Below are 24,119 nucleotides of genomic sequence, written 5' to 3'. Positions count from 1 at the left end.
ACAGGGGCCGCTTTGCGGCCCCAACGGTCAATCTCGGACCTGGTCCTTGACCCAGTCCAGCATCCCCCCCGGCACGATCAACTCATGCCGCGCCCGCGAACACGCGGTATACAACCCCGCAAGCATCCGCGCCCGCTCATTGCGATTACCCGCCGCCACCGGCGCGACCATCAGCTCCGGCGACACCATCACCCGGGCGAACTCCATGTTCTTTACATCCCGCACGCGGCCCAGAAACAGCTTGGGCGCCTTGTCCCAGCGGTAGCGGCTCTTGGCCTTGGCGAAGTGCTCCGGGGTGTAGCCTTTGCGCAGCATATTGGCCACGGCAACAAAGGCCTTGTCATCGCCCTTGTCCTGCTCCAGCGCCTGCCAGCTGGGGTAGCGGAACAACATGGGGTGGCGTGGCCGCGTACCGTAGCGGTACAGCTCGATGCAATCCTCGACGAACAGCTCGAAGTCCTTGCGCGCACTTTGCAGCAGCACGAACGGCACGCCCTGATGGGTGAGGCGCTGGAACCAGCCGAACAACCCCCACTCGTCATCGACGATCAACGCCGTAGGCTGCTCGGGCACCGTCACGGTGTCAAAGAAACTGACCCGCGTGTAGTGCTCGGCATTACCGCTGAAGGCGGCCTGGATAGCCGCCGGGTGGGCCTGGATCAACGGGTTGAGCACGTTGTCCATGGCAGGCCCGGCGCGCAGTGAATGGTCGATGTAACGCTGGCGGATGAAGCCCCCATGGTGCGGGCTCAGGCCATTGAGGTTCTGCAGTTCGTCACCCAGGGCGATGACCGACTGTGGGCTGCGGTCCAGCACGCTGAGCATCGGCGCGGACAGTTCATGGGCCTCATCGACGATCACATGGGTGTAGCGGCTGTCGATCAGCTCGGCGGTCAGCGACAGCAGCTTGACCCGGTGATAATCGCGCACCGGCAGCTGGACCTCGCGCGATGAAGGGCGGATCAGTTCCTGCCAGTACAAGCGGGCCTTCTCCAGCAGCACTTCCTGATCCAGCGGCGAGGTGCCCGGGCCGGCCCACGGCAAATGGTGCAACTGCAGCTGGCTGTCACCGCTGCGGCAGAAGCTGCGCACAGCCTTGATGCACAAGGCGACCACATCGCGTGCGGCAAGCGGGCCGATGTCGGGGATGGCCAGCCATTTCACCACCTGCGCTTCCTGCGGGCGCCACGACAGCTTGGTGCGGTAAGGGTCACGCAGGCGCCAGCCGTTGCTGGTGAGGTCGCGGTTGAGGATCTCGTCCGCCAGTTGCCCGAAGGTCATCGCTGTGTAGGCGGCCGCGTCCTTGACCCGCGCCTGCAATGCCCGCAACTGGCCTTCGGTCAGGGCCAGCAGCAACGTGCGCTGCGGGTCGAGCAGCCGTGCGAACTGGTGGATCAGGAACGTCTTGCCGGTGCCGGCGAAGCCCTGCACCGCCACCGACTCGTCCACGCCCGAGAGAAACTCGCGCAGCAAGCGGTTCTGCTGGTCGCTGAGCATCAGGTCGCTGGCCAGTGACGGCAAGTACACGGGGTGCAGCGGCGTCACCCGCTGGCGGTAGCTGGCGGCGAACTGGAAGTTCCACTGGCCTTCGGCGTCGAGAAAGTCCTGCGCAGGGTAATCGACCTCTGGCGAGACCAGCGCGACGCCGTTTTCACCCAGCATGCCGAGCCCCATGGCGAACGCCTCGCGGTCGAAATGCTGCGCCACCTGGCCTTGGAAACGCCCTGGCGCCGCGGCTTCGACTTCGTTGGCGATGCGGACCATCTCGGCGAAACGGCGCTCCTGGGCGTCAGCGGAAACACGGGCTGGCTGGCGCGGCACATTCTGCACGAACAGCACGGCGGCCGCCTCCAGCAGGCTGGCGGTCGGGAAGTAGTCGGTGACAGTGGGCGCGCTGGCCAGGCGCTCGGCCTGGTCGCTGGGCAAAGGCAGGTAGAACATCGGGACCTCGGGTGGAAACTGCCTGGCACGATAGCAGGTTTCAGGTCCGGCCGCGCTTGAGCGTCTCGCTCGGCAATTCCTTGAACAATTGCCGATAACTCTCTGAAAACCTTCCCAAATGCCAAAATGACCAGCGCATGGCGACCTCGGCGATGGTGACATCCGCACCGCGCAGCAAGTCGCGCCGCGCGCCATTGAGCCTGCGCAATCGCAACCAGTGGGCTGGCGGCATGCCGGTAAAGGCTTTGAACGCCTGCTGCAACTGGCGCAGCGAAACACCCGCAACATCGGCCAGTTCCAGCAGGTTCAGGGTTTCTTCGGGGCAATCGGCGGCCCATTCGCTGACCCGTTGCATGATCGCCCGCGCCTCCCCGCGCCGCCCCAGCACGCCGCCTTGCAGCCGCTGGCAGGCGTTATCCAGGATGAACAGGCAATCTTCCAGCAGCTGCTCGGCCAACGCCTGGCCTTCGAGCGGACAGCCGGCTTTGCCAAGACGCGTCAGGGTGGCGCTCAGCCAGCTGCCGAACAGCGCGTTCTGCCCGCTGCCCAGCGGCACCATGAACAAGCCTTCGAGGCGCTGCGGGTCAAGCCCGTGGCGTGCCAGGAAAGCCTGGTCGAACACCACCGCAACTTCCTGGTAGTTCTCTGGCGTGATCCAGATGTTGCGGCTTTGTTCGTTGAGCAGGTACAGGCTGTTTTCGCTGCGGTCGAAGCAGAACGCCAGTGAACCGCTCGGCGCCCGGAAAAACTGCTCCACCCGGGTGTTCAGGCGCTCTTCGTAAACCTCCACGCCATCGAGCCCCAGGCAGCGCAACTGGCCACTGAAATGGCCCGGCGACATCTGCCGGTATTGCTGTTGCCAACCGGGGGTAGCACGCACCTGCTCGGTCACGTCGGTGGTGTGGAAAGCCTGAACCTGCAAGGCGTTGGGCGCTGTCACGCTTTGTCCTATTTGCACTCTTTTGGTGCATTCATTGCCGAAGAAAGTGGATAGATCACCCCGGGGGGCTGCGACCAAGATAGTCTCCAGCGCGTCACCTGGGAAGCGCAACGCCTTTCGAATGCCCGTCACGGCCTTCGCGGGTAAATCCGCTCCCGCAATAAAACCCAACCAAGAGGTCTGTATGAACGCCCCCTTCGATCAGCTTTCCACCTGGCTGAAAGAACACCGGATCACCGAAGTCGAATGCGTGATCAGCGACCTGACCGGCATCGCCCGCGGCAAGATCGCACCGACCGCAAAGTTCCTCCACGAGCGCGGCATGCGCCTGCCCGAGAGCGTGCTGCTGCAGACCGTCACCGGCGACTACGTCGACGACGACATCTACTACAGCCTGCTCGATGCCGCCGACATCGACATGGTCTGCCGCCCTGACCCCACGGCGGTGTACCAGATCCCCTGGGCCATCGAACCGACCGCAATCGTTATCCATGACACCTTCGACAAGCAAGGCAACCCGATCGAACTGTCGCCGCGCAACGTGCTGAAGAAGGTGCTCAAGCTGTATGCCGACAAAGGCTGGCAGCCGATTGTCGCACCGGAGATGGAGTTCTACCTGACCAAGCGCTGCGAAGACCCTGATTTGCCGCTGCAAGTACCGCTGGGCCGCTCGGGCCGCGCCGAAAGCGGGCGCCAGTCATTCTCGATCGACGCCGCCAACGAATTCGACCCGCTGTTCGAAGACGTTTATGACTGGTGCGAGCTGCAAGGCCTGGACCTCGACACGCTGATCCACGAGGACGGCCCAGCGCAGATGGAGATCAACTTCCGCCATGGCGATGCTTTGGACCTGGCCGACCAGATCACCGTGTTCAAACGCACCCTGCGTGAGGCAGCGCTCAAGCACAACGTCACCGCCACCTTCATGGCCAAGCCGATCACCGACGAGCCGGGCAGTGCCATGCACCTGCACCAGAGCGTGGTGGACATCGCCACTGGCCAGCCGGTGTTCGCCAACGCCGATGGCAGCATGAGCGAGCTGTTCCTGCACCATATCGGCGGTCTGCAGAAGTACATTCCCAAGCTGCTGCCGATGTTCGCCCCGAACGTCAACTCGTTCCGCCGCTTCCTGCCGGACACCTCGGCACCGGTGAATGTCGAGTGGGGCGAAGAAAACCGCACCGCCGGGCTGCGCGTGCCGACCTCAAGCCCCGAGGCGATGCGTGTCGAAAACCGCCTGCCGGGTGCCGATGCCAACCCTTACCTGGCAATCGCCGCGAGCCTGCTGTGCGGCTACCTGGGCATGGTCGAGAGGATCGAGCCGAGTGCGCCGGTGCAAGGCCGTGCCTATGAGCGGCGCAACCTGCGCCTGCCGATCACCATCGAGGACGCCCTTCAGCACATGGAGGACTGCCAGACCGTGCAGCGCTACCTGGGCAAGCAGTTCGTCCAGGGCTACGTGGCCGTCAAGCGGGCCGAGCATGAAAACTTCAAACGCGTGATCAGTTCGTGGGAGCGTGAATTCCTGCTGCTCAGCGTCTGATCCCTGGGGGCTGTCGTGCAGCCCCCGAACACCGCATTCAAAGAACAAGACCAACGAGGTGTCGACATGCGTCATCTGCAAGCTCTGATTCCCGCTGCATTCACCCTGCTGTTCGGTGCCACCGCCCAGGCCCAGCCCACGGTCAGCGTGTACAACTGGACCGACTACATCGGTGACACGACGCTGGCGGACTTCCAGGCCGGTAGCGGGATCAAGGTCGTCTATGACGTGTTCGATTCCAACGAAACGCTGGAAGGCAAGCTACTCGCCGGCCGGACAGGCTACGATGTGGTCGTGCCGTCCAACCACTTCCTTGCCCGCCAGGCCCAGGCCGGCGCCTTCCTGCCGCTGGACCGCAGCAAGCTGCCGAACTGGAAGCACCTGGACCCGAAACTGCTCAAGCAGCTAGAACAGAATGACCCCGGCAACCAGTACGCGGTGCCCTACCTGTGGGGCACCAACGGCATTGGTTACAACGTCGAAAAGGTCAAGGCTGCGCTGGGCATCGCGCGTATCGATTCCTGGGCGGTGCTGTTCGAGCCAGAAAACCTGAAGAAGCTCAAGCAATGCGGCGTCGCCTTCATGGACTCGCCCGATGAATTGTTCCCCGCCATGCTCAACTACCTGGGCATGGACCCGCGCAGCGAAAAACCGGCCGACTACGCCAAGGCGGAAGCGCGCTTGCTGGAACTGCGCCCGTATATCACCTACTTCCACTCCTCCAAATACGTTTCGGACCTGGCCAACGGTGACATCTGTGTGGCCTTCGGCTATTCCGGCGACGTGTTCCAGGCAGCCAACCGTGCGGACGAGGCGAAAAACGGCGTGAAGATCGCCTACAGCATTCCGAAGGAAGGCAGCAACCTGTGGTTCGACCTGCTGGCCATCCCCAAGGACGCCAGCAACCCCGATCAGGCCCTGGCGTTCATCAACTACCTGCTCGAGCCCCAGGTGATCGCCAAGGTCAGTGCCACCGTCGGCTACGCCAACGCGAACCCCGACGCCAAGGCGTACATGGATGAATCATTGGGCGACAACCCCGAGATCTACCCACCCCAGGAGGTGCTGGACAAGCTGTACATTTCCAGCACCCCAAGCCCGAAAATCATGCGCGTCATGACCCGCTCCTGGAGCAAGATCAAGTCCAACCGCTGAGCCGAGAACGCGCCATGCCTTTCGATACCCAACACACTGCGTCGTACTACGCCGCCACCGCGCGCGCCATGACGTCCTACCCCAGCCTCGACGGTGAGCTGAGCGCCGACGTGTGCGTGGTCGGCGGCGGCCTCACCGGGGTCAACACTGCGCTGGAGCTCGCCGAGCGCGGCCTGTCGGTGATCCTCCTGGAAGGCCGGCGCATCGGCTGGGGTGCCAGCGGGCGCAACGGCGGCCAACTGATTCGCGGCATCGGCCATGACGTCAGCGGTTTTGCCCGCTACGTGGGCCAGGACGGCGTGCGCTACCTCAAGCAGGCCGGCATCGATTCGGTGGCCCTGGTGGCCAGACGCATCGAGCAGTACGGCATTGTCTGCGACCTGCGCTGGGGCTTCTGCGAACTGGCCAATACACCGGCCCAGTTCGCCGCCTTCAAGGCTGAACAAGCTGAGTTGGCCGAGCTTGGCTATCGCCACGAAACACGCCTGGTCGGCCCCGAGTACCTGCATGAAATCGTCGCCAGCGATCAGTACGCCGGTGGCCTGGTGGACATGGGCTCGGGCCACCTGCACCCACTCGACCTGGTCCAGGGCGAAGCGCGCGCGGCCCACGGCCTGGGCGTGCGCATCTTCGAGCAAAGCCCGGTACTGCGGATCGAACATGGCCCTACGGTGACCCTGCATACCGCACGCGGCAAGGTCAGGGCAAAGAGCTTGGTGCTCGGGTGCAACGCCCACCTCGATGAACTCGAGCCCCGCCTGAGCGGCAAAGTGCTGCCCGCCGGCAGTTACGTGGTCGCCACCGAGCCACTGCCCGAGGCCGTCGCCAGGGCGCTGATCCCACAGAACATGGCCCTGTGCGACCAGAAGGTCGGCCTGGATTACTATCGTCTGACCGCCGACCGCCGCCTGCTGTTTGGCGGTGCCTGCCACTATTCAGGGCGCGACCCCAAGGACATCGCCGCCTACATGCGGCCCAAGGTGCTCAAGGTGTTCCCGCAACTGGCCGATGTGCGCATCGATTACCAGTGGGGCGGCATGATCGGCATCACCGCCAACCGTTTCCCCCAGGTCGGGCGGCTTAGCCAGTACCCGAACGTGTACTACGCCCAGGGTTACTCGGGGCATGGGCTGAATGTGACGCACTGGACAGCAAAGCTGCTGGCCGAGGGAATCGCTGTCGGGCACAGCCAGGGGTTGGATGTGTTCAGTGCGGTGCCGCACCTGACCTTCCCCGGCGGCAAGGCGCTACGCTCGCCGCTGCTGGCGATGGGCATGCTGTGGTATCGGTTGCGGGAGGTGTTGGAATAGATGGGGGTCTTGAGACGTTCTGTGCAATTGAGATCGAGCGCCGCCGCGGCGCTCGATTTGGAGCGCGCCATTGATCTACCGTCGAGCAGCGCCATTCCATACTACGATTTTGCATGAGAAACCAATGCCAAGCCTATGATTTATATATGAATATATAAATCACCTCGCAAATCTCGAATCTTTCTCAGAGTTATTATGTAAATAGCTGTTTTTAAAGGAAAAATAAATCGCGCTGAGTAAGCCTGCTGGCCAACCGCCCCACACCTGCTAGCGTTGTTCTGGCCACCCCCTCATGGATGCACCACCAAGATGAAATCACTGCCTCGCATCACCCTGTTGTGCGCTGCTTTGCTTGCCGTGGCCGCCTGCTCCAGCAACCGCGTGGACCCGAAAGATTATTCCGGCTTCCTCAAGGACTACAGTCGATTGCAACCCGCTGAAAGCCCCTCCGGCGCACCGGTGATGCGCTGGATCGACCCCAAGGTCAGCGCCAGCCAATACACCCAGATCTTCATCGAGCCAAGCCAGTTCTATCCAAAACCACAACCCACGGCTGTGATCTCGGAACAGACCCTGCAAGAGATCACCCGCTACTTCAATGAAGCCCTGCGCCGCGAAATGGGCAGTGTGCTGACACTGGTCAAGGCACCCGGCCCCGGCACGATCGTGGTACGCCCGGCGATCACCGCCGTGTCCACCGGCAATGAAGGCCTCAAACCTTATGAGGTGATCCCCATCGCGCTGATTTCGGCCGGGGTGAACACCGCCATGGGCGGCCGCGACCAGGAAGTGGATGTCGGCGTCGAGGCTGCCTTCCTCGATGGTGCCAGCCAGAAGGTACTGGCCCAGGTGGTGCGCAAGGGTACCGGCAAAGAACTGGAAAACGACACCCAGAAACTGACCCTGAACGACGTCAAGCCGGTGCTCGATGGTTGGGCCAAGGACATGCGCGCCAGTTTCGTGGCCCTGCGCAACAAAGCCAAATGACCCGCTGGGCGACTGCCCCATAGCCGCTTGTCGGAGATCATGCAAAAAGGCCATCACTGCCTGGCCGCCCTGCTTTACTCAAGCGGGCTGCCAGGCAGGCGGCACGCACACCAAGGATGACTGCACAAGACGGCTGACAACAGCCGCTCGCATCGGGCCAGTAACCCTACCGGCCCACCTTCCTCTTCGCCCCGTTTTTTCCGCCCGCCTGCGCAGCCGTGAAACGGTATGTCATTCATCGAATGCAATGGAGGCAATCATGTCTGAATCACTGCTCGCACCCTCGGCCGGGCTGTTCCCGGTTTCCTACCAGATCGGCAACACCGCACCCGGCGCCCCGCGCTTGCAACTGGATGTGCTGGTCTACACCCCGGACCGCAGCCTGAGCGGCCACGCACAGATTACCCAGGCCACCAACCCACCACTGGACCTGCAGCTGGACACTTGGGGCAGCTACAGCTACCTGACCGTGCAGCCACCGAGCGAAGGCAAGATCCTGCTCACCGTACAGGGCAACCACGGCGGCGCGCATGCCAATTCACCCGTATTGTTCAAGCTGCGGGCACTGCTCGAGCAAGACTGGCAGCGCGGGGTGGCCAATTATGAGTACTTCAACGGGCAGCGCTGGATAAGCGTGGACAACGTGCCGGTGGTACTGGAGGGCCAGCGTATCCAGCAGCTGACCAGCGTCGACCTGCAAACCGAACTGCACAACGCAACCCTGGAGGCGGTCATCGCCACAGGTGATGGCGCGCAACTCAAGCAGTTGGCCAGCGGCGCGGTAGGCAAAGCCTTGGATAAGGCTATCGCATCGACCAACAACCCGGCCGCCAAGGCCGCCAAGAAAGCCTGAGCAGGCAAGGAGAAGCAACATGGCTATCGGACTGTTTCACACTCGCCTGAACGTCAGCAACGGCCTGCTCGGCGCGACAACCTTGACCCTTGACCTGCTGGTGAACACCGTGAGCAAAAAGGTCACCGGCAAGGCGCGGGCGTCGCAGGCCACCTACCCGCAGCAAGTGTTCCAGGCCAACGTCTGGGGTGACTTCAGCGAGCTACAGTTTGCCCCGGCAGGTGCCCCATCGATCGTGCTGAGCCTGGATGGCAGCCCCAGTGGCCCATTCAGCCAGATCGCCCAGACCTTCCACCTGCACGGGCTGCTGGATGCCGAGTGGAGCAACGGCTCGGCCAGCTACCGTTACCTGAGCAGCGGCCATTGGGTGGACCAGCACGGCCGGCTGCGCAAGGCACCGGATATCATCCACCAGGAGCGGCCGCAGTTGGCGCAGCGCTTGAAGGCGGCAATCAGCCAGCTGGAAGGCGTGTAACCGCGTGACGCTCGCCGGCAAGGCCACTTGCCGGCGAGCGTTTGATCAGCACTCGACGAAGGCGACCGCCAGGCCCCCGCGGGAGGTTTCCTTGTAGTTGGCATGCATGTCCGCGCCGGTATCACGCATGGTGCGAATGACCCGGTCGAGGGAAATGAAGTGCTCGCCATCACCGCGCAAGGCCATCTGCACCGCATTGATCGCCTTGACTGCGGCGATCGCATTGCGTTCGATGCACGGCACCTGGACCAGCCCCCCCACCGGGTCGCAGGTCAGCCCCAGGTTGTGTTCGAGGGCAATCTCGGCGGCGTTTTCCAGTTGTGGTGGCGTGGCGCCCAGCACTTGGGCAAGGCCGGCTGCAGCCATCGAACAGGCAGAACCCACCTCGCCCTGGCACCCCACTTCGGCACCGGAGATCGAGGCGTTCTTCTTGCACAGAATGCCAACAGCGGCCGCGGCGAGCAGAAACGCCACCACATCATCGTCGCAAGCTTCGGGGTTGAACTTCATGTAGTAATGCAGCACCGCAGGGATGATGCCCGCCGCGCCGTTGGTTGGGGCTGTGACCATGCGCCCGCCGGCCGCGTTTTCCTCGTTGACCGCCAGCGCAAACAGGTTGACCCATTCCATGGCGCTCAAGGTCGAGCCGATCACGTTGGGCTTGCCCAGCTCCTGCAAACTGCGATGCAGACGCGCCGCACGGCGTTTGACACCCAACCCGCCAGGCAGGATGCCTTCGTTGCGCAAACCATTGTCGACACACTCACGCATGGCCGCCCAGATGCGCAGCAAGCCATCACGCACCTCGGTTTCAGCACGCCAGGTGCATTCGTTGGCCATCATCAGTTGTGCCACGCTCAGTTGGTGGGCCTTGCACAGCTCCAGCAGCTGGGCGGCGCTGGAGAATTCGTAAGGCAGCATGACCGCGTTCAGGTCGGCCGGGGGCGCGTCGATTTCGCCCTGCTCGACAATGAACCCACCCCCCACGGAGTAGTAGGTCTGGCCCAGCAGGCTGCCCTGCTCGCCCAGCGCCTCCAGCCTCATGGCGTTGGGGTGATACGGCAGGTTATCGTCCAGCAGCAGCATGTCGCTGGCGTAGACGAAGGTCAGCGGGTGACTGCCATCGAGCATCAGGCATTGCTCCTGCATCACCTGGCCAATGCGTGACTCGATGGTGGCCGGGTCGATCCGGTCCGGCCATTGCCCCATCAGCCCAAGCAGGCAGGCGCGATCGGTGGCGTGGCCTACGCCAGTGGCCGAGAGCGAACCGTACAGCCGCACGTGCACACGGCGCACCTGGCCCAACAAACCCTGGGTACGCAAGACTTCGGCAAAGGTTGCCGCCGCCCGCATCGGGCCTACGGTGTGGGAACTGGACGGGCCGATGCCGATTTTGAAAAGGTCGAAAACACTGATAGCCATGCTAATGCCTGACCGCGCCGGGGTGACACACCGATACGCGGCTGTCTGGATAAATTGAACGCAACTGCGGATTTGCGCGATACTGACGCGCTCGCCGGTCGATGACCAACGAAACTTTCTAAGCAAGCCTTTAGTGGTGCTAAACAATGCGGCGTCAACTCAATGGCCAGGTGTTCGTCTGGCTGCATGTTTTTTCCTGTGCGGCACGGCACCTGTCGTTCACCCGCTGCGCCGAAGAACTGCACATCACCCCGGGCGCGGTCAGCCAGCAGATGCGCCAATTGGAGGAGCGCCTGGGCTATCGCCTGTTCCAGCGCCGGGCCCGTGGCGTCGAGTTGAGCGCTGAAGGCCAGCGCCTGGCGCAGACCGTGGCTGAAGCGTATGGCAGCATCGAAGCCGAATTGCTGCGGCTGGATGCTGGCGAGATTCGTGGCACCCTGCGCCTGCGCTCGATCCCATCGTTCCTGGCCAAGTGGCTGACGCCGCGGTTACCGCGGTTTCAGCAGCGCTACCCGGACATCGAGCTGCGCCTGGTGGCCGAGGACAGCGCGCAGGCGCTGCACCCCGGGGACTTCGACCTGGCCATCGACCTGAATGACGGCAGCTACCCAGGCATGCTCTCGACGCCTTTGCTGGATGAACAGATCTTCCCGGTCTGCTCGCCTGCCCTGCTGCGTGGCCGGCCACCCCTGCATGGCCCTGCGGACTTGGCGCACTACCCACTGCTGCACGACATCACGGCCTGGCGCGGCAGTTCGGACTTTGCCGAGTGGGAGTTCTACCTGGAGGGCATCGGCGCGTCAGGGCTGGATGTGCGACGTGGCCATACCTTCAACCGCAACCACCTGACCATCGAAGCCGCCATTGCCGGCGTCGGCGTGGCGATAGCCCGGCGTACGCTGCTCAACGATGAGCTGGAGCGTGGCGCACTGATCGTGCCGTTCGGGGTACCGATCGCCAACCACAAGCGCTACGTGGTGCACTACCCGCCGGGGGGGCTGAACCAGCCGGGTGCGCGGGCGGTGCATGACTGGCTGGTGGCGGAAGCCAAGAGCTTCCTGACCCAGCACCCCCTGCAAACCAGCAGCGCGCAAGCTACTCAGCCGCAACCCGTTTGACATCGAAATCAAACGACGGTACGTAGCCAGTACCGAGCAAGTGCGGGCATTGCGACGCGACGAAGTCATTGCTCAGCAGGTCCTGCCTGCTGTCGTAACCCGGCATCGAAATGCCGGTGATGTTCAGCAGCGTATGCGGGAAGGAGGAAATGCTGATGCGCTGCCCTTCCCTTTCCTTGAGCTTCTGCAGCTTTTGCGACTGCGGCTGGGACAGGTTGCCGGAGGCCCAGACAAACGCTGCCACCGCAAGGTCATACTCGTTACCCATGCCATGGCCCAGCAAGCCGCGGCTGTCGTCCAGCAGGTTTTCCCCATGGTCCGACGAATAGACCAGCAGCGCCTTGCGCTGGCTGGCTTTCAACTGATCGATGATCATCCCCAGCAGCCAATCGGTGTACAGCACAGAGTTGTCATAGTCGGCAGTAATCCGGTCTTTCGCGCTGTCGGTCGCCGGGCGGAACTTGGCGAACTCACGCGGGTAACGCCGCGCATACTCGAAATGGCTGCCTTTGATATGGATGAAGATTGCCTGCTTTTGCGCACCGCCCTGCTGGATGATGTTTTCGTATTCTGAAATCAGCGCCCCGTCGTAGCTGCGCTCGAAATACTGGCGGTTCTGCGCCTCGGCGGCAATTTGCGGAATGATCCCACCAAAACTGTCGACCTCCTGTGATGACAGCCAGTACGTCTTGTAGCCGGCGGCGCGCAAGATGCCCACCAGCGACTTGGTCGAGGCAATCAGATCCCAGTGCTTGATAGGTTCAAGGCTGAGCAATGAGGGCACCGCGACCGACGTATAGGGCGCGGTAGTGCACATGCTGTTGAACTTGAAAACACCCGTTTCCTTGTCAAGGTTAGGTGTAGTTGGTTGGGAGTAACCGTACAGCGACCAATTGTGCGGCCGCGAGGACTCGCCAATCACGAAAACCAGCGTTTCTATAGCCGACTGGTCTGAAATCGCGGTTATGTTAACGTCAGACTCCAGGCGCTGTTTTATGTACTGCTTGGACGCCGTGTACAAACTCAGCGTCAACCCCACTTGCGACAAATAACCCATTGGCGTGCTTTGATCTTTTGCCACGAGATCAAGCACTGCACTTTTGCCAAACCCGTTGAGTTTGACGGTTTTATAAAAGTACGCACCATACCCCACGCACAAAGCGCCAAACGCCATACAACATATCGCTTTGTTCTTATACAACCTGCGCCCATACAGCCCCGCCAGGCCAACACCGTAACACAGAAAAAATATCAGCAGCACGGCACTGATCGAGCGCCAATAGGTGCTCAGGAAGTCGCTGGCCTCCTTGTAGTTGGTCAGACCTATGAACAGATAGGCCGCCGTCAACCGGGAGCCGAAATTAAGAACGAGGAAAAGATCGACGCTGGCCACCAGATAGAACGGCAGCAGAAAAACATGTACCTTGAACTGATGAGTTGAAACAAAGCGTATGGCCAGCAACCAGAGCAACGAGATAGCCAGGGTGTAGAAAACCAGCAGATCCGTTTTCGAACATCGACAGTCTGCCAACAACCTGACGACCAAAGGTGATAACAAAAATGACCATAACAGCGCCGTTGGCCATTCGGCCCTAACCAGCGCTGACGCCCCCTCACCCAGCTTCGTTAGGGTTCTCATGTTCGAATTCTCATGGTGCAGTGTAAATCGTCAGTAGGCCTGCTTGCCGGTGAAGGCATTGAGCGTGCGCACCAGGATCACGAAGTCGAGCCACAGCGACCAGTTATTGATGTACTCGATGTCCGAGTTCACCCGCTGGATCATCTGCTCGATATCCTTGGTTTCCCCCCGGTGGCCGCGCACCTGAGCCAGGCCCGTCATGCCGGGCTTGATGTTGTGGCGCGCGAAGTAATCGACGATGTCCTGGGAATACAGCGTGTCATGTTGCAGTGCGTGCGGGCGCGGGCCCACCAGTGACATTTCGCCTGTCAGCACGTTGAACAACTGCGGCAGTTCATCCAGGCTGGTGCGGCGAATGAAGGCGCCGACCCGGGTCAGCCGCGGGTCATTCTTCTGCGCCTGCTGGACTACACCACTCTCGGGCTGGTGCACACGCATGCTGCGAAACTTCCAGATGCGGAAAGACTCACCGGTCCAACCCGTGCGCTCCTGGCGGAAGAACACAGGCCCTGGGCTATCGAACTTGATGACGGCGGCGACCACCAGCAACACCGGTGATGCGCACAGCAGAATGAACGCTGCCAGCACACGGTCTTCCAGGTTTTTCAGGAACAGGCTCATCCCGGTCAGCGGAGTTTCAGACAGCGTAAGCACTGGGATACCGGCAATTTCACGCACACTGTGGTTGATCAGGCGCAGGGAGAAGATGTCGGGCACCCAGTTGACAGCGATGCACTTGTCCAGCAGCCTCAGGTAGACATCGTTGATCAACTCAGAACCGCCAAGCGGCGTTACCAGGTACACCGTGCGGATCGCGTGCTTGCTGATGATCTCATCCAGGTCGCCAATACGGCCTAATACCGGCAAACGCAGTTTTGCGTCAGCCGCCTCTTGCCCCTCGACTTCATCGATCAGCACACACCCCACTACCCGCTCGCCAAACCAGGGGTTATTGCTTATTTTCTGATACAGGAAGTTAGCCAGATCGCCGCCACCGATAATCAAGGCGTTATCGAGACGGGCGCGGGCGGTAAAACGTTTTTGCAATTCGCGCATGACAATATGCAGCAGCAACTGCACCACATAACCTATAACGAATAGTTGCCCCACCAGCAGCCGTGAATAGGTTTCGCTTTGTTTGGTCACGAAGGCGATGACCACGAGAAAACAAAAAGTCGCCGACCACGCCTTGAACAACCTGAACGCCTTGACCGACAGGCCAACGTTACTTCGGTAAATTGCATAATGGTCGTAAATAACAGCCAGCGCACCAATCAGCAACAACAGCATGATTACATAGTCTGAAGTAATGTAACCAAACCGGTCATAAATCAGGTACCACGCCACACCGGTGACAGCAATCCCGTCGAGCCCCGCCTGGATGGCGTTACTCACGCTGCTTCTGCGCTGGAGCAAGGAACGGCTGCTTCTAGGCTCGAATACCATTATGAGGCCTCTTTTTAGGTGCGCGACTCACGCGAATTCATTACTGCAACGCGATAAAACCAACCTTAGATTTAATACAAAATCATTAAATTGAGACGGCGGCACCCCACGCCGCATATTTTCACTGTAGCAGCACCCGGCCACCAGTGCGGGCCAATTCCGGGGGGGCTCAGCGTTGTTGCGGTGCTTTGCTGCACAGCAGTGCACGCAGCATGAACAGCGGGTTGCCGACCACGTAGCGGACAAACAAGCGCCTGGGCTCCTTGAACAGCCGGTAAACCCACTCGCCTCCCAGTCGACGCATCCAGTTTGGCGCTCGCGTGACCTTGCCGCCGATGAAATCCAGAATGGCCCCGCCGCAGACAATCAGGCAGGGCCTGCCAATGTCGGCCAGCCTGGCGGCGACGGTTTCCTGCTTGGGCATGCCCATGCCCAACACGATCATCTCCGGTTGCAGCGCCCTGGCGAGGTTGATGTAGGTGTCGACCCCGGCGAAACCATCGTGTACCGACACGACGTTCACGCCGTACAGCGCTTCGCTGCGCTGCGCGGCCTGGCTCAGGTAAGGCTCCTGGGTGCCCCAGAACGCGACCCGCCTACCTCGGAACGCTGACAGCAGTTCAGGGATGAAGTCGGTGCCATTCATGTTGAGCCCCGGGGCCAGCCCCAGGCGCCGGTAGAGGATCGCGATGCCGGAACCATCGCGCAGCAGCACATCGGCAGCCGTCAGCGCCTCGCAGTATTCAGCGTTGCTGGCTACCAGGTTCATCGCATGCGCATTGACAAACCCGAGCACGGTCGCGGCCTGCGGCGCGCACAGTGCCTCGAGCACCTGCCGTTCATCTGCCGGGTCATTGACCACCCGCAGCTTACCGATGATCGTCTTCCAGCGTTTGAGCCAAGCCCAGTCATCCATTAGTTGTCATCTCGTTTCGAGCGCACCCATTCCACTTGCCGCTTGAGCAGAAAACCGAGGTACAGGGGGATCTTCTTCGCCGCGTAGAACGGCGCATACAACAACACCGAGAACGGGATCAGCTCACGTGAGAAGCGCCACCAGGCCAGCAGCACCGCCGTGCCCAGCAGGGCCAGGCTAAGTGTTGCAATCACTGCCGGCAGCGCAATACCGAACACCAGCAAGGCCAGCCACGCGACGGTGAACACCACCACCATGGCCAAAGACAGCAACGCCAACGGTGGTACCAGCAAGTCCACGGTCATCGCCAGCAGGGGCCAGTTGCGCTGTGCCAGGGCCCGCCCGATCAACCCCGGCCCCTCCGCCAGCACCAGCCCCAGGTGACCATGCTCCCAACGTGTACGTTGGCTGGCCAGGCCTTCCTGGCTGGTGGGGAACTGGCTGGTGACTTGCGCAGCGGGGCAGAACAACGGCGGCTTGCCGTCACGACAAAGCTCCAAGCCCAGCTTTATGTCCTCGACCAAATGCCCGGTCGCCAGGTTGGCCGCTGCCACATCCTGCCAAGTGAATGCCATGCCCGCCCCCATCAACTGGCAGGGCAGCCCCGCCCGCGTCCAGCCGCGCGGACGCACCAGGTTCTTCACCCGCCAGGCAAACTCGGCAACCTGTACCTTCAGCCCCGCGCCTTTCGGCGCGTGCATCAGGTAAAGGGATTGCACCGGCCGGCCGGACTCGATACAGCAGTGCGCCAAGCGTTCGACAGTACCGGCACTCACCTGGCAATCGGCATCGATGATCAACACCACGTCCGGTGGGTCTTCGGCCAAGTGCCGCACACCGTAGTCCAGCGCATAGCCTTTGCCACGCAATTGCGCGTGCTGGCGCTCGATCACCTGCGCACCGGCGGCACGCGCCAGCGCGGCGGTATCGTCGCTGCAGTTGTCCGCCACCACCAGCAACCGGTCGCCTTCGAGCAATTGTGGGCGGATGGTCGCGAGCGCCGATGCGATGACCGCCGCCTCGTCATGTGCCGGGACCAATACGGCCACGCGCGGGCGCGCGCCCCTGATCGCAGGTACAGGCCGCGCCGGCAGGCACGCCATCAGCACCTGGACGCACAGCACCAATACCGGCAAGAGCACCAGCAGCGCCAGGGTGCCCAATAGCCAACTCAGTAATGTAATCATGCAATTGCCTTGAAATAGCTGACCAACCTGGCCGCTTCGGTATCGATGTCGTGGCGCTGCAGCACGCGCTCATAGGCCGCGTCACCCATCCGCTGCAGGGTGTCGGCAGGTTGCGCCAGGCAGTCCGCCATGGCCGTGGCCAGCTCTTCGACAGCCCCGGCCGGGAACAGCCAGCCGTTTTCGCCCTGCCGAACCAACTCAGGTATACCCGCCACGTAGGTGGTGAGTACCGGGCGGCGCAAGGCCATCGCCTCCATGATCACGACCGGCAAGCCTTCGGCGAAACTAGGCAGTACCAAGGCACGGGCGGCCAGGATCTCTTCGCGCACCTGGGCACTGCTGATCCAGCCCGTGACGCGCACATGTGCCTGCAGGCCATGGCGGGCGATCAGCGCGTCGATCTGCTCGCGCATTTCACCATCACCGGCCAAGACCATTTCGAACGCCACACCCTTGGCCAACAGGATTCGCGCGGCTTCGAGCAACAACAGCTGGCCCTTCTGTTCGCACAGGCGCCCTACGCACACCAACCGCGGCGCTGCCGACGGTGCAACGGCAGCGCCCTCGTGGAAGCTGCGCTCCAGCCCGCAATGCACCACCTTGACCTTGACCCAGTGCTCATGGGCCACCCAGCGGAACAACTGGCTGCGCCCGTACGAGCTGACCGCGGCGACGAACGCGGCGCGGCGAACCTTTTCCCCCATGTGCAGGAACTGCGGTTTGTCGAACTCTTCCGGCCCATGCACGGTGAAGCTGTAGCTGGGCCCTCCAAGGGCGTTGGCCAGCATCACCACTTCAGTGGAGTTGGTGCCGAAATGCGCGTGCACGTGTTCGGCCCCCGACGCTTGTAGCCACTGCACGACGCGGCACGCCTCGGCCAGATAGACCAGGTGGTAGGGCCAGGCACGATCGGCACGCAGCCCCATGCGCAGCGCCAGGCCCAACGCGTGGCAAAAACCTCGTGGCTGGGCGCGCAGCACCTGCAGCAACGGTTTCAGCAGCCCTTTGACGCCGTCCTGCAGCACGTAACGGGTTTTATCCCGCTCGGCTACATCGTCGCTGTCCTGCAGCGCGGCGTCCCAGCCCCGCAGGGCGATGCGTTGAACCTCGATGCCTTGACGTTCCAGCGCAAGAATCTCGCGCCGTATGAAGCTGTGACTGACCTTGGGATACTGATTGATGAAATAAGCAATGCGCATACGCCCCCAAATCGAAGTCCGTTCACTGAATGGCCAAGTCGACTCCGCGATACCCTGGCCTTCATCACGCTGTTCGTCACTGACTGCAGGCCAGTTGTGGCTGCGCCGGCAGCTCTTTTTGCCCGGCCGTGCCGGGCAGTGCTGCTTCTATCTGGGCAAACACGTCGTCCAACAGTTCATTGCGCCTGCGGTACATGGCCCGTTTCTTCGGTGCGATGTCCTCCAGAGTACGCTTTGCCGGCGCCAGCGGAACTGCAAAAAAATCGTCATGTGCCGAGGCTTGGGCGCCGTTCTCCTGCCATATCACATCATAGTTGGCGGCCAGGTCCTGGGCCTTGTCAGCGCCGAAATACGGGTGCCGGTGGTGTCGGTACTGATCACCGACAGCATAGATGCGGGCGACCCCAACCGCCCTGGCCAGGCATTTGAGTGCTTCGACCAGCAGGCTTCTGGGGCGCAGCCCCTGGAAATCCTTGGTCAGGTCGCGGTAGATAGTCAGCGAGGTTTCGCTGTCGATGCCTTTGTGGATGCCCTGCACCGCACCAATGAACAAGCACAGCTCGCCGTCACTGCGGCGCAGCGTGAACGCCAACGACGCTACACGCAGGTCAGCCTGGAACAGGTTGAGCACCAGCTCCCCTTCACGCTTGAACCAGATGGGCCGATCCAGCACCAGGGTACAGCCCGCGCAGTGGCTCGACAGGTCACCGACTACCCGGCTTTCATCGCGCCCCAGCAACAACAGCGCGGGGTAATCCTTTGCGACCACTTCATAGTGTGAAGCCACCACATCGAACCGCTCACGGGCATCCCAACATTTGCTGATGTAGGGCCACTGCACCATGCCGATGCAGTCCACCCCCAGCCTGGCGAAACGTTCGTCGCCCAGCGCATTCGACATGCGTTGCATGAACGCGCTCAGGTCCGGCCACTGCCTGATCATCGCAACCGTCAACTTGCGCTTGTTGTTCAGCGCCCGAGGCGAGTAGCCGGGTTGCAAGGTGAGCACACTTTTAGCTAACGATCTGAAAATCATAGGCATCTCATTTGTACTCGATCAACACCGTTTTGCCGGCCGCGCCCCTGTTCAGCAGGTATTTGAGTTGGCCGAACATCTCAGGGAATTTACCCAGCACTAGAAATACCGCCTGCAACCAGTTCTCGCGCACCGACCTGCCGCCGCGCCGTGCCAGGCGCGCGGCCTGCAACGGGTAGATCAGCAGCAGCAAGAGCCCCCACGGGCCCAGCAACACGCTGGCCAAAACGATCAGCAGCGGTATGCCAAGGCCCCACAGCCAGGCACGTCGCGACTCACGCAACCAATGCCGCTCAGGTGGCGCGCCATGCAAGGCCGCCCCTTCGGCATAGGCATACCCTGCACGCAGGCTGCGCCGCCACCACTGGCCGAAGCGGCTCATGGCGGCGTCGTGCAGGGTCATTTCGGCGGCCAGGCGCCAGACTTTCCACCCCGCCGCTCGCAGGCGGATGCACAGCTCGGGTTCTTCCCCGGCAATCAGTTCAGGGCGATAGCCGGACACGGCCATGAAGGCATCGACACGCATCAGCGCATCACCGCCGCACGCCTTGGCTTCACCCAGCGGGGTGTCCCATTCTAGGTCGCACAGCAGGTTGTAGATCGAATGCTGGGGGAAGCGCTCGCGGCGGCGGCCGCACACCACCGCCACCTGCGGGTGGGCATCGAGAAACGCTTGCGCTGCGGCCAGCCAGCCCGCATCCACCTCGCAGTCACCATCGACGAACTGCACATGGCGGACTGACGGCAGGCGCGTGTGCAGGCAGGCAAACCCTTCGTTGCGCGCGCGCGCAGCGGTGAAAGGGATGGTCATGTCCAGCGCCAGCACCTCCACGCCAAGCGACGATGCCCGTTGCACCGAGCCATCCGTGGAGCCTGAATCGACATACACCACCTTGTCCGCCCGCCCGGCCAACGACGCCAGGCAACGCTCAAGACGAAGGCCTTCGTTACGGCCGATAACCACCACTCCAATGCCTGTCTCCATGGGGCCTCACTCGACAGCGCTGAACGGAACCACCCTTATCCGCGGCCATTCCTTGGCTAGATCATGTGCACTCCATTGCTTCGCTGTGCTTTCTGGCCTTGATGGTTGCGGGCACGCCGACGGCCAGCGAGTTGTCCGGTACGTCGATCAACACCACCGCATTGGAGCCGATCGCGACATTGTTGCCGATACGGATGTTGCCCAGTACCTTGGCGCCGGCACCGATGTCGACATTGTTGCCAAATACCGGCGCAATGGGTTCATCGACGTTCTTCAGCCCTACCACCACGCCATTGCGAATCCGGCAGTCATCGCCGAATCGAGCATAGCCGCTGATGACGATGCCGCCAAAATGGTCGATGACAAAGTTGCGGCCGATCACCACTTCGCACGGCAGCTCCACCCCGGTGATGATCTGCACGAACTTGAACAACACCTTGTAGACAAACGAGAGGATCTTGCGCAAGAACGCGGGCCGAACGCCATAGCGCCAGCGGCCAAAGCGATACACCAGCAATACCCAGAAGCCCTGGGCGCCCCAATCACCACCGTGGGCACGCAAGTCCGCGCGAATGTTATCGAACATGGAGTCACCTACCGTGTGGGTTGGCTTGCGAACCGGGTCTTGAACAACAGCGACCACGTGGCCTGCGTATGCCGCCAGCACGCCTTGATCGCGTCCCAGCCTCGTCCCTTGAGCAGTGCCTTGAGCGCCAGTACCAGGTCACCCAGGCACACCAGCAGCATATGCAGGATCAACCCTGGCACACCGTGATGCTTGCGAAAGTACAGCAGCTCGCTCTCGATCTGGTAGCTGGAGATCTGCCGGCTCGCCGCCTCCAGTTCAGCGACCGACTTGGAGCTTTCGCCACCGATGTGCACGACCGTGGTGTGGGGGTAGAAAACAACCTTCCAACCGGCCGCCTTGACCCGCTTGCAGTGGTCGACCTCCTCGTAATAAAGGAAGTAGCGCGGGTCGAACAACCCCACCTGGTCGAGCACTTCGCGGCGCACCAGATAGAAGCAGCCGGGCAGCCAGTCGCACTCACGCACCGCGTCATGGTCCCAGGTCATCTCGTCGACCATCTTCAACCCAGGGAAAAAGCGCCCAAGGCCGGTACGCGCGACAAACACGTTCAACGGTGTCGGGAAGTACCGGCAACTGGGTTGCAGATCACCATCGCGCCCTACCAGGCGCACGCCCAGGATGCCGCACTCCGGATGAGCGTCCATGTAATCGATGGTTTTCTGCAGGCTGTCGTCGGCCACAAAAGCGTCGGTATTGAGCAGCAGCGCGTATTTGCCCTGCAGGTGCGCCAGCAACTGATTGTTGGCGCGGCCAAAGCCGACATTGAGCGTGTTGCTCAGCAACACTGCATCGGGGCAGACCTGGGCCAGCCGTTGCACCGAATCGTCGACGGAGGCGTTATCCACTACCAGGTAGCTGGCCAGCCGTTCACCGCCGGCCTTGCGCAGCGCATCGAACATCGGTTGCAGCAACGATGCGGTATTGAAGTTGACGACCATCACATCGACGGGTTTTCTATCCATTGCTTCCGTCTCCGAAGAAATACTCGCTGCGCTGGCGCGCCAGCGCAGGCTCCACCGTGGGGTCGTAAGCGCCCTTGCGGTTTTTCACCATCTCGATCCAAGGATAGGCGTTGCAGCGGGCCTCGACCCGGCTGATCAGCTCTTCGGTGGTGCAAATGAATTTGGCCGGGTTGCCGCCGACCACTGTCCCGGGTAGCACATCCTTGGTGACCACGGCGCCGGCGGCGACCACCGAATCCGGCCCGATGGTCACCCGCGGCATGACGATCGCACCGTGCCCGACAAAGCTGTTGTCCTTGATGTCAATGTAGCCGACCGAGTCCAGGTGCTTGCCGTAACAGATCTCGATCAACGCCACCACGCCGTCATGGCCGATCAGTGTGCAGTCCGACAGGCCCACGTTGCTGCCAATGCGCACCAGAGTTGGGTCGGTCACGTTGCAACCGCAGTTGATGTAGACATTGCTGCCCACCGAATGAAACTTGCCCCACCGCGCCAGGTAAGTGCCCCATTCCAGGGGGGTTGGATTGCAGAATTTCTTGTAGGCCGAACTTGCCCGTCCCGTCGCGTAAAAGTACTGCGTCATGGCATTCCGTATCCATCCATTCATACTGCTAGCCTCGCAAGTCAAGCGCTCCTGGACTGTCCCTGAGGCGAATTGGTCTCGTTCTTCTGGGTGATGACCGCAACGCTCTCAACCCTTTGCCCTTTTGTTTCATTCCTTCAAACAACGGCACCGCTGGCCGCCTTTAACTTGGCGTTCAGGTGGTCGGCCAATCGCAATGCAAACTGCAACAGCGGCATCGTCGGGTTGGACGCGCCGCCCGTCGCAAAAATGCTGCTGCCGGCCACATAGAGGTTCTGTGTGCCGAACACTTTACAGTCAGTGTCGACCACACCGAACTCGGGGGACGCCGCCATGCGCGTGGTGCCCATATGGTGCGCATGCGGTTGCACGTTCAGTGGCAGGTCGCTGTCGTAGACAAAGTCGTTCAACTTGACGAAGCCAAGCCCCATGGCGGCGAATTGTTTGGCCAGTTCGCTGCCGATGCACTTGATGGTATGCCTGTCGGTGGCACTGAGTGCCCAATTGACATTGACTTTGGCGACACCGAGCTCATCGGTTTCATCGAGCAGCGAGATGCGGCTTTGTACATTCGGGAATTGCTCGATCATCGTGCTGATGACGCCATCCCCCGGGCAGCTGAACTTGGCAAAGAACTCGATCTTGCTGGCCACCCCCATCTCGCAGGCGATGTTCTCCAGAAAGTGTTTGACCTCAGCCGTTCTACCATAGGTTTGCACATCGGCAAGCACAGCAGTGGTGACATTGCCTTTGCCGGCGTGGTATTCGGAGACGAAGGCATCGGTGGTGTAGTACTGGCGTGTGTCGGTGCCCTGATCGTCTTTCAATATGAACGTGCCCATATCGACATTCAGGTGTTCCATCAGGCAACGCCCGGTCAGCCCCTCTTTTTTGACCACGTTTGCGTTCACCAGGGAAGCGCTGTTGAGCAACTGCCTTGCATTCTCGATGGCGCCGGTTGCCAGGATGAAGTTGCGGGCGGTGACACGCTCGCGATTGCGCGAGTAGTCAGACACCACCGCGGCTTTCAATTCACCTGATGCCGGGTCGAACTCAAGGTCGACGCAGTTGCAGTTGATGAACACATCGAGCCCAGCTGTATCGTTGAGCGCCGCTGCGTATTTTTGCGCGAAACGCGTTGGCGGGCTGAGCAGAAACCGGTCAGCCTCGAAGTCACCGCCGTCCAGGCCCGCGTTCAGCGCGCGAAAGTCGGCACCCCGCGGCAGGTCGACGATATCCATCGCCGCTGGCAGGTAGTGCTCCACCTCCTCATAGGCAATGGGCCAACCCGGTAGGCCGACAGGCGGCGCCACCGCAAAGTCGGAGGCCGTAAACGGGCGGCACCGGCCAGCCCAGTGGTTTGAAGTGCCCCCCAGGTAACGTAGCCGGGTCTCCTGGGCGTACAGTTCAACGCCCGTGGACGAGCACTTGTAGAACGCTTGCGAGCGGGGTGAATACTCATGCCCGCCGCCTTCGAGCAACACCACACTCCACCCCGCCTCGGCCAGGCGCAGGGCCAGGGTGATGCCGGCCGGGCCAGCACCGATGATGCAGACGTCGTAAGCCTTGCGCAGGGTCTTGTCTGATTCATAGTCCTTGATCATGCTGGCCCGTCCCTGAAGTACTCGGAAGGCAATACCCAACCATTGATCACGATAAATTCACCCGTGGGCGCCCTTTTGCGCGCAACCGTCGGAGAAACTCCGAACACGGCTGCCCCGGCACCCAACAAGACGCAATTGCGAAGAAAGCCCCTACGACCGAACTGCCGAGTAAGAAACTGCAGCTTCCCCATGATCAAAAGACCTATGCCATTGATTTTATCGAGCC

21 protein-coding genes are annotated in these 24,119 nt (G+C 61.6%); 7 read left to right on the top strand and 14 right to left on the bottom strand.

Going from position 1 to position 24,119, the window contains the following annotated elements; all coding sequences use genetic code 11:
• Positions 1-27 precede the first annotated feature (27 nt).
• Complete coding sequence (locus ACIPIJ_RS23795) at positions 28-1,941, bottom strand: hypothetical protein (protein ID WP_401081302.1); 1,914 nt, start codon at positions 1,939-1,941, stop codon at positions 28-30.
• A gap of 40 nt (positions 1,942-1,981) precedes the next feature.
• Complete coding sequence (locus ACIPIJ_RS23790; RefSeq protein WP_401081299.1) at positions 1,982-2,881, bottom strand: helix-turn-helix domain-containing protein; 900 nt, start codon at positions 2,879-2,881, stop codon at positions 1,982-1,984.
• A gap of 184 nt (positions 2,882-3,065) precedes the next feature.
• Between ACIPIJ_RS23790 and ACIPIJ_RS23785 the strand changes: the two genes are divergently transcribed.
• The 6 genes from ACIPIJ_RS23785 to ACIPIJ_RS23760 all read left to right on the top strand — a co-directional run bounded on the left by ACIPIJ_RS23785 (position 3,066) and on the right by ACIPIJ_RS23760 (position 9,204).
• Positions 3,066-4,424, top strand: a complete 1,359-nt coding sequence (locus tag ACIPIJ_RS23785; protein ID WP_401081297.1) for a glutamine synthetase family protein — start codon at positions 3,066-3,068, stop codon at positions 4,422-4,424.
• Positions 4,425-4,490: 66 nt separating this feature from the next.
• Positions 4,491-5,579 (top strand): polyamine ABC transporter substrate-binding protein, encoded by a 1,089-nt coding sequence (locus ACIPIJ_RS23780; protein ID WP_401081295.1) that lies wholly within the window; start codon positions 4,491-4,493, stop codon positions 5,577-5,579.
• A 14-nt stretch (positions 5,580-5,593) separates the two neighbouring features.
• Positions 5,594-6,889, top strand: coding sequence for an NAD(P)/FAD-dependent oxidoreductase (locus tag ACIPIJ_RS23775; protein WP_401081292.1), 1,296 nt, complete (start codon positions 5,594-5,596; stop codon positions 6,887-6,889).
• 309 nt (positions 6,890-7,198) lie between these two features.
• On the top strand, positions 7,199-7,876 hold the full coding sequence (locus tag ACIPIJ_RS23770) for a DUF3313 domain-containing protein (protein ID WP_401081289.1): 678 nt from the start codon (positions 7,199-7,201) through the stop codon (positions 7,874-7,876).
• Between the two features lie 259 nt (positions 7,877-8,135).
• Positions 8,136-8,729, top strand: a complete 594-nt coding sequence (locus ACIPIJ_RS23765) for a DUF1842 domain-containing protein (RefSeq protein WP_401081286.1) — start codon at positions 8,136-8,138, stop codon at positions 8,727-8,729.
• 19 nt (positions 8,730-8,748) lie between these two features.
• Complete coding sequence (locus tag ACIPIJ_RS23760; protein WP_401081283.1) at positions 8,749-9,204, top strand: DUF1842 domain-containing protein; 456 nt, start codon at positions 8,749-8,751, stop codon at positions 9,202-9,204.
• Between the two features lie 45 nt (positions 9,205-9,249).
• Here ACIPIJ_RS23760 and ACIPIJ_RS23755 read toward each other — a convergent pair whose 3' ends face one another.
• Positions 9,250-10,626 (bottom strand): L-serine ammonia-lyase, encoded by a 1,377-nt coding sequence (locus ACIPIJ_RS23755; RefSeq protein ID WP_401081280.1) that lies wholly within the window; start codon positions 10,624-10,626, stop codon positions 9,250-9,252.
• 146 nt (positions 10,627-10,772) lie between these two features.
• Here ACIPIJ_RS23755 and ACIPIJ_RS23750 point away from each other — a divergent pair, with 146 nt between their 5' ends.
• Positions 10,773-11,744 (top strand): LysR substrate-binding domain-containing protein, encoded by a 972-nt coding sequence (locus tag ACIPIJ_RS23750; protein WP_401081277.1) that lies wholly within the window; start codon positions 10,773-10,775, stop codon positions 11,742-11,744.
• Here ACIPIJ_RS23750 and ACIPIJ_RS23745 read toward each other — a convergent pair.
• The 11 genes from ACIPIJ_RS23745 to ACIPIJ_RS23695 all read right to left on the bottom strand — a co-directional run bounded on the left by ACIPIJ_RS23745 (position 11,722) and on the right by ACIPIJ_RS23695 (position 23,893).
• Positions 11,722-13,383, bottom strand: a complete 1,662-nt coding sequence (locus ACIPIJ_RS23745) for a phosphoethanolamine transferase (protein ID WP_401081275.1) — start codon at positions 13,381-13,383, stop codon at positions 11,722-11,724. The genes ACIPIJ_RS23750 and ACIPIJ_RS23745 overlap by 23 nt on opposite strands.
• Before the next feature lie 30 nt (positions 13,384-13,413).
• Positions 13,414-14,829, bottom strand: a complete 1,416-nt coding sequence (locus ACIPIJ_RS23740) for an undecaprenyl-phosphate glucose phosphotransferase (protein WP_401081272.1) — start codon at positions 14,827-14,829, stop codon at positions 13,414-13,416.
• 169 nt (positions 14,830-14,998) lie between these two features.
• Entirely contained in the window at positions 14,999-15,745 is a 747-nt protein-coding gene (locus tag ACIPIJ_RS23735) for a WecB/TagA/CpsF family glycosyltransferase (protein WP_401081269.1), read from the bottom strand.
• Positions 15,745-16,932, bottom strand: a complete 1,188-nt coding sequence (locus ACIPIJ_RS23730) for a glycosyltransferase family 2 protein (RefSeq protein ID WP_401081266.1) — start codon at positions 16,930-16,932, stop codon at positions 15,745-15,747. The genes ACIPIJ_RS23735 and ACIPIJ_RS23730 overlap by 1 nt, the downstream gene beginning before the upstream one ends.
• Positions 16,929-18,131 (bottom strand): glycosyltransferase, encoded by a 1,203-nt coding sequence (locus ACIPIJ_RS23725; RefSeq protein ID WP_401081263.1) that lies wholly within the window; start codon positions 18,129-18,131, stop codon positions 16,929-16,931. Before ACIPIJ_RS23725 ends, ACIPIJ_RS23730 begins: the two co-directional genes overlap by 4 nt.
• Before the next feature lie 76 nt (positions 18,132-18,207).
• Complete coding sequence (locus ACIPIJ_RS23720) at positions 18,208-19,167, bottom strand: DUF535 family protein (protein WP_401081260.1); 960 nt, start codon at positions 19,165-19,167, stop codon at positions 18,208-18,210.
• Positions 19,168-19,174: 7 nt separating this feature from the next.
• On the bottom strand, positions 19,175-20,152 hold the full coding sequence (locus ACIPIJ_RS23715; protein ID WP_401081257.1) for a glycosyltransferase family 2 protein: 978 nt from the start codon (positions 20,150-20,152) through the stop codon (positions 19,175-19,177).
• 61 nt (positions 20,153-20,213) lie between these two features.
• Positions 20,214-20,738: a serine O-acetyltransferase gene (locus tag ACIPIJ_RS23710; RefSeq protein ID WP_401081254.1), complete on the bottom strand. Its 525-nt coding sequence runs from the start codon at positions 20,736-20,738 to the stop codon at positions 20,214-20,216.
• An 8-nt stretch (positions 20,739-20,746) separates the two neighbouring features.
• Complete coding sequence (locus ACIPIJ_RS23705) at positions 20,747-21,703, bottom strand: glycosyltransferase family 2 protein (protein ID WP_401081252.1); 957 nt, start codon at positions 21,701-21,703, stop codon at positions 20,747-20,749.
• The gene (locus tag ACIPIJ_RS23700; protein WP_401081249.1) at positions 21,696-22,313 is read right to left on the bottom strand and encodes an acyltransferase; all 618 of its coding nucleotides are present in this window, start codon (positions 22,311-22,313) and stop codon (positions 21,696-21,698) included. Before ACIPIJ_RS23700 ends, ACIPIJ_RS23705 begins: the two co-directional genes overlap by 8 nt.
• A gap of 113 nt (positions 22,314-22,426) precedes the next feature.
• Positions 22,427-23,893 (bottom strand): FAD-dependent oxidoreductase, encoded by a 1,467-nt coding sequence (locus tag ACIPIJ_RS23695; protein WP_401081247.1) that lies wholly within the window; start codon positions 23,891-23,893, stop codon positions 22,427-22,429.
• Between the last annotated feature and the right edge of the window lie 226 nt (positions 23,894-24,119).

This window comes from Pseudomonas sp. NPDC087185 (assembly GCF_044744955.1).
GTDB lineage: Bacteria > Pseudomonadota > Gammaproteobacteria > Pseudomonadales > Pseudomonadaceae > Aquipseudomonas.
Note: the sequence above shows the minus strand (reverse complement) of the source record. Positions and strands in the feature narration are given on the sequence as shown.